General features: G+C 64.0%; 9 protein-coding genes and 1 tRNA gene. 8 read left to right on the top strand and 2 right to left on the bottom strand.

Going from position 1 to position 12,713, the window contains the following annotated elements; translation table 11 throughout:
- Positions 1-30 precede the first annotated feature (30 nt).
- The 3 genes from VHC04_RS15590 (at position 31) to VHC04_RS15600 (ending at position 3,259) form a co-directional block, all read left to right on the top strand.
- A complete protein-coding gene (locus VHC04_RS15590; RefSeq protein WP_325682879.1) occupies positions 31-738 on the top strand; it encodes a CoA transferase subunit A in 708 nt (235 codons plus the stop codon).
- Positions 739-753: 15 nt separating this feature from the next.
- Positions 754-1,416, top strand: a complete 663-nt coding sequence (locus tag VHC04_RS15595) for a CoA transferase subunit B (RefSeq protein WP_325682881.1) — start codon at positions 754-756, stop codon at positions 1,414-1,416.
- Positions 1,417-1,576: 160 nt separating this feature from the next.
- A complete protein-coding gene (locus tag VHC04_RS15600; RefSeq protein WP_325682883.1) occupies positions 1,577-3,259 on the top strand; it encodes a tetratricopeptide repeat-containing glycosyltransferase family protein in 1,683 nt (560 codons plus the stop codon).
- Here the strand turns inward: VHC04_RS15600 and VHC04_RS15605 are convergent.
- A tRNA-Leu gene (locus VHC04_RS15605) sits at positions 3,260-3,345 on the bottom strand.
- 44 nt (positions 3,346-3,389) lie between these two features.
- On the opposite strand from VHC04_RS15605, the gene lipB reads away from it, so the two are divergent.
- From lipB to VHC04_RS15630, 5 genes are all read left to right on the top strand, one after another.
- Positions 3,390-4,097, top strand: a complete 708-nt coding sequence (gene lipB, locus VHC04_RS15610; protein WP_408903823.1) for a lipoyl(octanoyl) transferase LipB — start codon at positions 3,390-3,392, stop codon at positions 4,095-4,097.
- 32 nt (positions 4,098-4,129) lie between these two features.
- Positions 4,130-6,949, top strand: coding sequence for an ATP-dependent DNA helicase (locus VHC04_RS15615; RefSeq protein WP_325682887.1), 2,820 nt, complete (start codon positions 4,130-4,132; stop codon positions 6,947-6,949).
- A gap of 105 nt (positions 6,950-7,054) precedes the next feature.
- Positions 7,055-7,486, top strand: a complete 432-nt coding sequence (locus VHC04_RS15620; RefSeq protein ID WP_325682889.1) for a tellurite resistance TerB family protein — start codon at positions 7,055-7,057, stop codon at positions 7,484-7,486.
- Between the two features lie 49 nt (positions 7,487-7,535).
- A complete protein-coding gene (locus VHC04_RS15625; protein WP_325682891.1) occupies positions 7,536-8,900 on the top strand; it encodes an ATP-binding protein in 1,365 nt (454 codons plus the stop codon).
- Positions 8,901-8,916: 16 nt separating this feature from the next.
- The gene (locus VHC04_RS15630) at positions 8,917-10,392 is read left to right on the top strand and encodes a hypothetical protein (RefSeq protein WP_325682893.1); all 1,476 of its coding nucleotides are present in this window, start codon (positions 8,917-8,919) and stop codon (positions 10,390-10,392) included.
- 21 nt (positions 10,393-10,413) lie between these two features.
- On the opposite strand, the gene VHC04_RS15635 is transcribed toward VHC04_RS15630, so the two are convergent.
- Positions 10,414-12,711, bottom strand: coding sequence for an NADP-dependent malic enzyme (locus VHC04_RS15635; RefSeq protein WP_325682895.1), 2,298 nt, complete (start codon positions 12,709-12,711; stop codon positions 10,414-10,416).
- Positions 12,712-12,713: the final 2 nt, after the last annotated feature.

Consider the following 12,713-nt stretch of genomic DNA (forward strand, 5'->3'; position numbering starts at 1 on the left):
ATGCCTGTGCCTGCGGTTGGGGGTTTGTGGATGGCGGTCAACAAGATTTATGCGGATGCGAGGACAGCGCTTGCGGGGCTGTTGCACGACGGCATGACGATCATGTCCGGCGGCTTTGGCCTGTGCGGCATTCCGGACGCGCTGATCAATGCCATCCGCGATAGTGGTGTGAAGGATCTGACGATCATTTCCAACAACGCGGGTATCGACGATGCCGGCCTGGGCATCCTGCTGCAGACCAGGCAGGTAAAGAAGATGATCAGCTCGTATGTCGGAGAGAATGCCACCTTCGCCAAGCAATATCTCGCTGGGGAGTTGGAGATCGAATTCAACCCACAAGGCACGCTGGCGGAGCGTATCCGCGCGGGCGGCGCCGGCATCCCCGCCTTCTTCACCGCGACCGGAGCCGGGACGCAGATCGCCGACGGTAAGCCGCAACAAGTGTTCGATGGCCGCATGTATGTCATGGAGCGCGGATTACGCGCCGACCTGTCGGTCATCCATGCCTGGAAGGCGGACCATGAAGGCAATCTGGTCTACCGCAAGACGGCCCGGAACTTTAACCCCATCATGGCGACAGCCGGGGAACAGGTGGTGGTCCAGGTCGAGGAACTGGTGGAAAACGGGCAGATTGACCCGGATCACGTCATCACCCCAGGTATCTTCGTGAACCGGATCGTCAGGCTGGACCATGTCGAGAAGCGCATCGAACAGCGCACCGTGCGCAAACGCGCCTGAAGGAGGCTTCCTCTCATGCCCTGGACACGTGACCAGATGGCCGCTCGGGCGGCTCAGGAATTGAAGGACGGGTTCTATGTGAACCTCGGGATCGGCATCCCGACCCTCGTGGCCAATCACATCCCGGCTGGCATGTCGATCCAGCTTCAGTCCGAAAACGGCATGCTCGGCATGGGACCGTTCCCGTTCGAGGGTGAGGAAGACGCGGACCTGATCAACGCCGGCAAGCAGACCGTCACCGCCCTGCCGACGACCAGCTTCTTTGACAGCGCGGCGTCCTTCGCGATGGTCCGCGGCGGCCATATCGATATCTCCATCCTCGGCGCGATGCAGGTCGCCGAAAACGGGGATCTGGCCAACTGGATGATCCCCGGAAAAATGGTCAAGGGCATGGGCGGTGCCATGGATCTTGTTGCCGGGGTGAAGCGCGTCGTCGTGCTGATGGAGCATACGGCCGGCGGCAAGCCGAAACTGCTGCGGCGCTGCAACCTGCCGTTGACCGGCGCCGGCGTGGTCGACCTCGTGATCACCGATCTCGGCGTGTTCGAGATCACCTCGAAGGGGCACGACGACGGACTTGTGCTGATCGACCTCGCGCCCGATGTCACCCTGGCCGAGATCCACGAGAAGACCGAAGCCCCGTTCACGATCGCGAAGCACCTCAAGGCCGCGGCCTGACATCATTGATCGCCGCGGCCGCCGGACCGCAACCGCCCCGGGTCGCGTCCGGCAGTTCGTGACGACACCCCGTTTCGGCCATGGCGGATGGTGCCAGGCAGGTGTTGAATATACGGGTGCGGCAGGCGCATCCTGGCTGCTGCGATGACAAGTCGGCTTCATGGCACCCAACCGGTATAAGGTATCGCCCGAAACGACGCTCACTGCGGCTATGCAGTTGCATGAGCTTGGGCGACTGGCCGACGCGGAGCGTCTCTACCGGACGGTGTTGCAGCAGAACCCGCGCCATGCCGGCGCGCTTTACTTGCTGGGACTTGTTGCGATGGCCACGCAGCGGATGGAACGGGGCGCCGATCTGCTAGCCCGTTCGATCCGTCTGAACCCTGACTTCCCGCCGGCCCATTGCAATCTGGGGATCGCCCTCACCGCGCTGAACCGACCGCAAGAGGCGCTTGTCCGATACGATAAGGCCATCGCCATGCAACCCGAACTCGCGGATGCCTGGTATAATCGGGGGGTCCTCCTGAAGGATCTGGGCCGCGAGCAGGAGGCTCTGGAAAGCTTCGAAAGAACATTGGCGCTTCGTCCCGACGATATCGACGCACTCAATAATCGAGGACTGATCCTGACGGTGCAGCGCCGCTTTGATAAAGCGTTGATCGACTTCGAACGGATTCTCGCCATCCGGCCGTCTTTTGCTCCGGCCGAATGTAACCGGGGCATGGTGTTCACGCATCAACGCCGTCCGGAGCAGGCCTTGGCGGCGTTCGACCGCGCGATCGCCTTGCAACCGGATTTCGCTGCCGCATGGTGCAACCGCGGCGACGCATTACACGAGCTCGGCAGGATCGAAGACGCCATTGCCAGCTATAATCGCTCACTCGCTCTACAGCCGGATCTGGCCGAAGCGCATTTCGGCCTCTCGCTAAGCCTGCTCCTGAGCGGCCGCTATCCGGACGGATTTGCCGAGCAGGAGTGGCGACACCGGCGAGCAGGCGCACGCGCGCCTCGCTACGGAAAGGATAGGCTCTGGCTGGGTGGCTCGGCATTGGCCGGCCGCACCCTGCTGATCCACCCTGAACTCTATCTCGGCGACATGGTGCAGTTCAGCCGGTACGCGCTGCTGGCGGTGGAACAGGGTGCTAGGGTGTTGTTGGCGGCCCCAACACCGCTGTGCCCGCTGATGCGAACGCTGCACCCGGACATCAAGGTAATCGACGAGACGCAGGAAGTCCCCGAATTCGACCTGCATTGTCCGCTTCTGAGTCTGCCGCTTGCATTCGGCACGACCACGGCATCGGTCCCCGCCCCAATACCATACCTCCGGGCTGATCCCGGCCTTCAGGCAGAATGGAAGGCACGGCTGGGGCCAGATGGTGTGAAAATCGGAGTCTGCTGGCAGGGACATCCCGCGCGGGCCGAACTGGATCGTTCCTTCCCGGTAACCGCGTTTGCACTGCTTTCGGCCGTGCCCGGCATCCGGCTGATCAGCCTCCAAACTGGTGCCGGTTCGGAACAACTGAACGCCCTGCCACCGCCATTGACGATAGAGAACTTCGAGGACACGTCCGACAACGGCATGCGCCCCTTCACAACGCTGGCTGCGATGATCAGCAACCTGGACCTGGTTATCACCACTGATACGGTGGTCGCTCATGTGGCCGGCGCCATGGGCCGTCCCACATGGGTGGCCCTGAAGGCTGTGGCCGATTGGCGGTGGGGCCAGACAGCCGATACCACGCCGTGGTACCCAAGCACGCGGCTGTTTCGTCAGGATCGGCGCGGTGATTGGGAAGGCGTGTTCGCCCAAATCATGACTGCCCTATGGACCATCGGCGTATAGTGGTGCGGCCGAGAGGACTTGAACCTCCACGGGATTTCTCCCACAAGCACCTCAAGCTTGCGCGTCTACCATTCCGCCACGACCGCATCGGGCAGGCGCGGGGATATAGCGGATGAACGGCACCGGTTCAATGACCTCCATGACGGTCACCAGCAAACGCCAGGAGTGGCGGATCGAGGCCGGATTCCTCCCGTACCCCGATGCGATCAACCTGATGCGCACCCGCGTTGCCGCAATCCGGGACGGGACGGCGGATGAACTTGTCTGGCTGGTCCAGCATCCGCCAGTCTACACGGCCGGAACCTCCGCGCGCCCGGAGGAACTGGTCGATCCAGGTCGATTTCCGGTTTTCGACGCTGGCCGCGGCGGCCAATGGACCTATCACGGACCTGGCCAAAGGGTCGCCTATGTGATGCTGGACCTGAACCGGCCGCACGGGCGCGTTCCCGTCCACGATATCCGGTGCTACGTCAATGGCCTGGAAGAGTGGCTGATCCGGACCTTGCGCCACTTCAACGTACATGGGGAACGGCGTGAGGGCCGCGTCGGGATCTGGGTCGTGAACCCGGCGACGGGGCAGGATGAGAAGATCGCGGCGATCGGCGTCCGGGTAACCCGCTGGGTGAGCTGGCACGGCGTTGCCCTGAATGTTGATCCGAACCTGGCCCATTTCGGTGGCATCGTGCCATGCGGCCTTGGCCAATACGGGGTTACCAGCCTGACGGCTCTGGGGGTGTGTGCCTCGATGCAGGATGTCGACAACGTGCTACGCGCCGCTTGGCAGGATGTATTCGTCGATGAAGGACCAAGCTGCGCCGCGACTGGGTCAGGTCGCTGACTTCGGCGTCGATTCGCGCTAGTTGTGAGCGTGTGAACCCTTCGATCGCGCTGCCCGACGCTCCTTCGGTCGTCGCCGGCCACGGCAGAGCCGCCATCCTGACCCCGGATGGTGAGGTGCTGATCCTGCCAACCGACGAAGCCAGCGCTCGCCTGCGCCAGCTTCCTCCCCCCTTCGTCGTCCATGCGGCGGCGACGTTCCGCCGTCTGGGCATGCGGCCCGGGCCAGCATTCGATCTGCTTGAATTGTTCGCCTTCGCGTGTCCCGCCCGGACCGCAGCGCCTACCCCACGAGGGCTTGCATTGGCGCTTGATGACGCCCGGCCGCCGATCGGCCTGGAGGCCGAGGCGTCCTGCCTTCCCAATCTGGCGGAAATCCTTCTCTCGCGCCTGGCTCACGCACGGCACACGCTGCTGAACCGCGATGCCGCCGCGCTGGCGGTCCGCATGCAGAAGGCAGGGTGGGGCTGGGGCGGCTACGTCGCCCACGCGCTTGGCAACCCGGAAGCCGCCGGATCGAACGAACCCTTGAAGATCTGGAAGAATATCGCGGAATGGGAGGACACCGCGCCACGGCCGCCTGCCTCCAATCACGCGGTCTCGGAAACTGAGGCACGCGCGCGCCTGGCCTCGATGCTTGGCCATCACGCCGAACAGCGTCCGGGGCAGAGCGACTACGCCGGGGCGGCGACAGCCGCCTTCGCGCCCCGAGAGATCAGAGGCGACCCGCATATGGTGCTGGTTGAAGCCGGAACCGGGACGGGCAAGACCTTGGGTTATCTCGCACCTGCATCCGTCTGGGCCGAAAAGAATCATGGCTCGGTCTGGATCAGCACGTTCACCCGCCACCTCCAGCGCCAGATCGACAGTGAGTTGGAGCGTATCTTTCCGGACCCGACGCAACGGCGCCAGCGTGTCGTGGTCCGCAAGGGTCGGGAAAATTACCTGTGTCTGCTCAATCTGGAAGAAGCCATCGGCAACGCCACGAGCGGCTTCATGAATCAGCAGGTCGTGCCGTTGGGTCTGATCGCGCGTTGGGCAATGGTGACCGAAGATGGCGATCTGCAATCTGGCGACCTGCCGGGTTGGCTCCCCGAACTCCACGGTACCACGCTGGTGAATACCCTCGCTGACCGCCGCGGCGAATGCATTCACGGCGGATGCCCACACTGGCGCCGCTGCTTCGTGGAACACACCATCCGCCGCTCACGACATGCCGACCTTGTGGTGGCGAACCATGCGCTGGTCATGACACAAGCGGCCTGGGGCGGACTGGACGACGATTCAGTCCCCGGCCGTTATGTCTTTGATGAGGGTCATCACGTCTTCGACGCCGCGGACAGCGCCTTTTCCGCCGCTCTATCGGGCGTCGAAACCGCCGAATTGCGCCGCTGGCTCCGCGGATCGGAAGGCGGCCGGTCCCGGGCGCGCGGCTTGCGCAAGCGTGTCGAGGAACTGGTCGCCGACCGGCCATTGCTGATGGCTCCGCTGGATGCGGCACTGGCCGCCGCCGCGGCCCTGCCGGCCGCCGATTGGTCCAGCCGGCTTGGCAATGAGGATCCTGGCCTGGCAGGGATCGAGCCCGCCCGCCCCAATCCCACCGAGGTGTTCCTGCGTCTCATCCACCGGCAGATCCTGGCGCGAACCAGCGGCACTCCGACCCAGCCCGCCTCCAACGGGCTGGAGTGCGACGTCTTCCCGATCAATGCCGACCTGGCCGAAGCGGCCGATCGTCTGGCACGGGCCCTGGCCCGGATCACCGAACCGCTCGCCGTTCTTCGGGAACGCCTGCTGGCGAGACTGAGCGATGAAGCCGATGAATTGGATGAGGCAACTCGGAACCGGATCGAAGCCGTAGGTCGATCATTGCAGCGCAGGGCGCTTAATCCCCTGCAGGCCTGGCAGACCATGCTTTGGCACCTGACCGAGGGTCCTGGCGAAGTTGGCGAACGGCCAGGCCACGTCCTGTTTCTGCGGCTCGATCGCCGGGATGGCCTCCGTGATGTCGATGTCGGCCTGCATCGCCACTGGCTCGACCCGACCATACCGTTCGCAACCACGCTCGCCGCCCCGGCACAAGGCGTTCTTGTAACCTCCGCGACCCTGCGCGACGCCGGCGAACGGGATCACGAACTCGCATGGGAAGCAGCCGAAGCACGGGTCGGCGCACCCCACCTGCCTTCGCCGGCCTTGCGGGTCACGGTCGAATCGCCGTTCGACTACACGACCCAGACGCGCGCCTTCGTGGTCTCGGACGTGACCCCTGGCAATCTCGATCAACTCGCCGCCGCCTATCGGGAGCTGTTCCTTGCCGCCAGGGGTGGCGGCCTCGGCCTCTTCACCGCCATCAGCCGCTTGCGCGCCGTCCACCAAAGAATTGCGCCGCATCTCGCGCAGGCTGAGATCCCGCTTTATGCCCAGCATGTCGACGCAATGGGTAATACCACGCTCGTGGACATCTTCCGCACCGAGGAAGAAAGCTGCCTGCTCGGCACCGATGCCATGCGCGACGGTGTCGATGTCCCCGGCAATGCCCTTCGGCTGGTCGTGTTCGAACGAACGCCTTGGCCGCGGCCGGACATCCTTCACCGCGAACGCCGGATTCACCTGTCCGGTGGCGACCCCAGAGCCTATGACGACCGTATTGTCCGACTGCGCCTGCGCCAGGCTTTCGGACGCCTGATTCGCCGAACCTCCGATCGGGGCGTATTCGTTCTGCTGGATCCGAGAGTGCCCAGCCGGCTTCTATCGGCGTTTCCGACCGGCGTGTCCGTGCGCCGTCTCGGACTTGCCGACGCGGTCGCGGCAACGCGAGCATTCCTCCATCCTGATCCCTCGACAGGCAGCGCCTGAAGCTGTCATTGGGCGCTCGATCGGACGAATGCTATCTAGAACCTTCCACGCCCGCTTCCCTACGGCTGCGCTGCCGGTCGGGCGGCATATCCCTGGAGATATTCCATGAAGTCGCGCGACTCCTTGAATGCGCCTGAGGCCCTCGTTTTGACAATGGTACTGGTTTCCGCCGCCGACGGCGGCATCACGGACGGAGAGATCGGCGCCATGTCCGGCCAGGTCCAGACCTTGCCGGTTTTCCACGATTTCACGACGGCGCAGCTTCAGGACGTTACCGACGCAGCCGTCCAACTGCTTCGGGAAGCCGATGGCCTTGACCGGGCGGCTCGGCTCATTCGAGCGGCGCTGACCCCCAATCTTCGCGAAACGGCCTATGCACTCGCATGTGAGGTGATCGCAGGGGACCGCCGCACGAAAGACGAATCCCTGCGGATGCTCGATTTCGTGCGCGAAGAACTCGCGCTGGATCCGCTGATCGCCGCAGCAATCGAACGGGGCGTGCGGGCACGGCACCAGCAGGCCCCGACCCGCGCCTGACACTTGCGCGGGTAATGGAGGGCGTTCGGGGACAGGCGGATTTCAGGGCATGAGGCTTGTTGCTGTCATCGGATGCTTGACGGCTTTTCCGGTCATCGCGATGGCCGCACTATGGTTTGCGCAACTTCCCGATTGGGGAATTGCTCTGGCCGGAAGCGCGGCAGCCGTTTTGTCGACTGCCGCCCAAGCCAGTATTCTGCGTCGCGACCTCAGAGCCGTGGCGTCGGGAATCCGTCGCATCGGAAATGATGAGCATCCGCTTGAACCGCCGGAATCACGCCTGCTGGACCCTTTGCCGCACGAGATCGCCCGACTGTCCCGCCGGCTGGCGTCGCACACCGCCCTGATCGAACAGCAGCGACGCGCGGACACGCAGATCCTGGAGCGCCTGCCGGATCCCGTGATCCTACTGGCGCAGGATCGGGCGATCCGCCGCACGAACGCCGCCGCACGCGATGCATTCGCAACCGACACGGCATCGGTTCTGCGGCATCCGGAGGTCCGGACGGCCATCGACAAGGCGATGGCATCGGGGATGACCGGCACGGCCGATGTGACTTTGCCCGCCCCGGTGCAGCGGGATCTGCTCGTGACAGCCGTGCCCATCAATCCGCCGCTGGCGGATGGGGGCCAAATCCTGCTGGTCCTGTCGGACCGCACGCGAGAGCGACTTTTCGAACGCATGCGGGCTGATTTCGTCGCGAATGTCAGCCACGAGCTACGGACGCCCTTGGCTTCGCTGATCGGCTTCACCGAGACGCTGCGTGGCCCGGCAGCGGACGACAGACCGGCTCAGCAGCGTTTTCTCGCCATCATGGCGGAGCAAGGTGCCCGGATGAACCGGCTGATCGACGACCTGCTCAGCCTCTCCCGGATTGAACTCACCGAACATCAGCCACCTTCCGAGTCGATCGATCTCGGCGAGCTCGTGCGCCGGCTGGCCGCTGGTTTCGAGCCGCGTCTTGCCGGGCGCTCCGTCACATTGACGTTGCGGGTTGAGGAGCAACTGCCGAACGTGCCGGCGGACGGCGACCAGATCGCCCAAGTGCTGCAGAACCTGATGGACAACGCCCTGAAATATGGACGCGAGGGCGGACACATGATCGTGGACGTGCGACGGGCGCTCCCGGGTCCGCGCTGGCCCAGCCGCCCCGGCGTGCTGATCACGGTCAGCGACGATGGCGTCGGAATTCCCAGACAGCATCTGCCACGCCTGACCGAGCGGTTCTATCGCGTCGACGAAGGCCGTTCACGTGCCGTCGGGGGCACCGGGCTGGGCCTGGCCATCGTCAAGCACATCGTCAATCGGCACCGCGGGCAATTGGTGATTGACAGTGACGAGGGCCGAGGCACCACAGTCAATGTGTGGCTGCCAGCCACCCAGACTGCCGCCATACCCGCGGAAGCAATGTAGGGAACTGATAACGCCAATGAAATTGTCACGCTCAGCAGCCACCGCAGGCCTGCTGTTGGCATTGGGCGCATCGGCTGGACATGCCGAAGCGCCGGTAACCACGGAGGCGGCCACCTCCCAGCTATCCGCCGTGTTGTCGCTCCTCACTGCCGGTGCGTTGGGGACACGCGATAATCCGCCGCAGGTGACCCGCGATGGCGACATCTTCGTCGTGCAGGTACCTCTCCCCGCCCTCGATGGCCCCGCGCCGCGAACGCTCTCCGCGCGCGCCCAGCCGCTCGGCGGTGGAGTCTGGGAAATCTTGTCCGCTTCCATCCCGCCAACCGGAACCTTTACCTTGTCGACTCCAGGGGCGCCCCTCCCGAACAGCCAGGTCACCTATTCCATCGGGCACCAGACGATTACTGGCCGCATCGATCCGTCGCTGGCGCAGCCTTCTCCATTCAACATCGCGCTGAAGGATGTGACGATCACGACGCACACCAATAGCGATCAGGCGACGCAGACGATTGGGCAGCAGACCCTCAAGGGGGCTTTGACAGGCGAGCCAGACCACCGCGTGACCCTGCGCGCGCAGGGAACCGTGACGGACTGGCACGTGTCGTCACGAGACCATGCCGGCGGTACCAGCCTTACCCGGATTCAAAGCGCCGCCAGCAGCTTCGAGCTGGAGGGGCTGGACGACACGAAGGCAGAGAGGCTCCGCGCGGCCCTTCGCGCACTTGCCGAAACGGCCCACGCTGACAAAGGTGAAGCAGCAAAGCGGAAACAATGGACTGATCAGCAGCGCTCCTTGCTGAACGCCGCACTGGACGCACTTCAAGGCATGCTGAACCGCGTCAACATCCAGCAGACCGCCCAGGGTTTCCATCTTCAGGCAGCAAGCGGCACCGTCGGCGACATCGGTCTGGTGCGCTTCGGATTGAGCGGTGAAAGCCGAAACGATCGCCTGGGCGCCGAAGTCGATCTCGCACTTCACGACCTGACGTTGGACTCGATTCCGGCGGATCTCGCCGGCTACGTCCCCTCACTTCTTAAGGTTCGGCCCGTATTGGCGGGGGTGCGCACCAGCGCCCTGATCCGCCTTCTTCACCATGCCATCGAGGGCGCTGATCCGGCGTCTATGCAGGATGAGGCTCTGGCCATTCTGCGGGAGCCGGGGGTGCAGCTCGGATTTGAAGATGTTTCGATCATCGCAGGCCCTCTGCACATTCAGGGGACAGGCCATATGCTGCCTGCTCCCGCTGCCACGCCTGGGCTGGAAGCGCATCTGGAGGCGCAGGGCGTCGACGCGACACTCGCGCATATCCAGACAAATCCGGATACGCGGAAGGCACTCCCTCTGATCCTCCTGGCGAAAGGCATGGCAAGGACAGAGGGCGACCGGCTGGTCTGGGACGTTCGGTTTGAAAACGGAACAGTGACGGTCAACGACGTGCCGTTCGGACCCTCCGGTCCTCGTCCACCCGACGCGGGAAAGGCGCCGCGGTAGTCGCCTTTCCCGCACACAATTCTATACCGCGACCGTCGGTTGGGTGATCGCCTGGTAGGCTGCCAGGCAGGCGATATCGACGATCTGGCTGGACGAGGCATCCAGCGATACGATCTGGGCCGGCTTTTCCAGGCCCAGCAGCAACGGGCCGATCGTCGTGCCACCACCGAGATGGGCAATCAGGCGGGCAGCGATGTGCGCAGAATGAAGTCCCGGCACGATCAGGATATTGGCGTCCGCCGTCAGTCGGCAGAATGGGTACAACGCCCGGATCGACGGCTCTAGTGCCACATCCGGACTCATTTCTCCATCGTATTCGAAATCGACCTGCTTCTGGTCCAGGATCGCAATCGCATCCCGCATGGGAATTGCCCGCTCATGCGGCGGGTCGCCAAACGTGGAATGCGATAGCAGGGCAACACGAGGCTCGTGACCAAGATGTCTTGCCGCGCGCGCCGCGCCGATGGCGATGTCGGCGACCTCCTGCGCATTGGGGCGAAAATTCACCAGCGTATCCGCCAGGAAGATGGTCCGGCCGCGCATACCGACAAGCAATGTCAGGCCGAACGGTATGGCGCCCGGGGTCGGTCCGATCGCATGGCGGATGTCGTTCAGGCAGACAGCCGCCGATCGCGTGACACCGGTCACCATCGCATCTGCGTCGCCGGTCGCCACCATGCAGGCGGCAAAGACATTTCGATCCTGGTTGACCAGCCGCTGGATGTCGCGCTGGAGATGACCGCGTCGCTGCAGCCGCTGATACAGAAATTCGACATAGCGCTGGTTGTTGCCGGACAGACGCGCGTTGTGGATTTCGATACCATCCACATCGCCTAATCCAAGGCTGGATATGGTGGCCAGCACCCGATCCTCTCTCCCGATCAGGACAGGCCGGCCATAGCCGGCATTGCGAAATGCGATCGCGGCGCGCACGACCTTCTGCTCCTCACCTTCGGCGAAGACGACACGGCGAGGATTCTCCCGCACGCGATCCATTGTCGCTTCCAGCGCCCCGGCGGTGGGATCCAGGCGGCCCGACAGGCTGCGGGCATAGCGCCGCAGATCGTCCAACGGACGCTGCGCAACACCGGAATCGATGGCTGCCTTGGCCACGGCGGGCGGAACGCGCGCGATCAGGCGCGGATCGAAGGCGTTGGGAATGATGTAGTCGGGACCGAATGCCAGCCGGCGGCCGGCAGAGGCGGAATGAACTTCGTCCGGCACGTCTTCACGGGCAAGATTGGCCAATGCCTCCGCGGCCGCGATCTTCATCGTGTCATTGATCGAGCTGGCCCGTACATCGAGCGCACCGCGAAAGATATAAGGAAATCCCAGCACATTATTGACCTGGTTCGGATAGTCGCTGCGTCCGGTGGCGATGATCGCGCTGGGACTGACCTCACGCGCCTCCTCGGGGGTGATTTCCGGATCGGGATTCGCCATCGCGAAGATGATCGGCTTGTCCGCCATGGAACGAACCATGTCCCTGGTCAGTGCCCCCTTCACCGACAGGCCGAAGAACACATCAGTGCCTTCCATGGCTTCAGCCAGTGTCCGCGCCTTCGTTTGCGCCGCATGGGCGGACTTCCACTGGTTCATCCCCTCGGTTCGCCCCTGGTAGACAACACCTTTGGTGTCGCACAGGATGACGTGATCCGGCCGCATCCCCATCGCCTTCAACAGCTCGACGCAGGCGATCGCCGCCGCGCCGGCACCGTTCACCACCAATCTGGTCTCACGCAGATCGCGTCCGGTCAGGTGGCAGGCGTTGATCAGCCCCGCCGCCGCCACGATCGCCGTGCCGTGCTGATCGTCATGAAACACCGGGATGTCCATCAGTTCGCGCAGGCGCTGCTCGATGACGAAGCATTCCGGCGCCTTGATATCCTCCAGGTTGATGCCGCCGAAGCCGGGCCCGAGGAAACGCACGGCATTCACGAACTCATCGACATCCTCCGTCCCGACCTCGAGATCGATCCCATCGACGTCGGCAAAGCGCTTGAATAGCGCGACCTTTCCCTCCATCACCGGCTTCGAGGCAACGGCACCGAGATTGCCCAGCCCAAGGACCGCCGTGCCGTTGGAAATGACCGCCACCATATTTCCCTTGGTGGTGTAGTCGTAGGCCAGGGCCGGGTTGCGGGCGATGTGCAGGCAGGGTTCCGCGACGCCCGGTGAGTAGGCCAACGAGAGATCGCGGGCCGTGGTGATCGGCTTGCTGATGCGCGTTTCAAGTTTTCCGGGCCGGCCGGACGCATGCATCGCGAGCGCCTCCTCCGCGGAAATCCGAGCGGTGCGCGTGTCGCTTGCATCTGCCATGA

The organism is Rhodopila sp. (assembly GCF_035548095.1).
GTDB lineage: Bacteria > Pseudomonadota > Alphaproteobacteria > Acetobacterales > Acetobacteraceae > Rhodopila.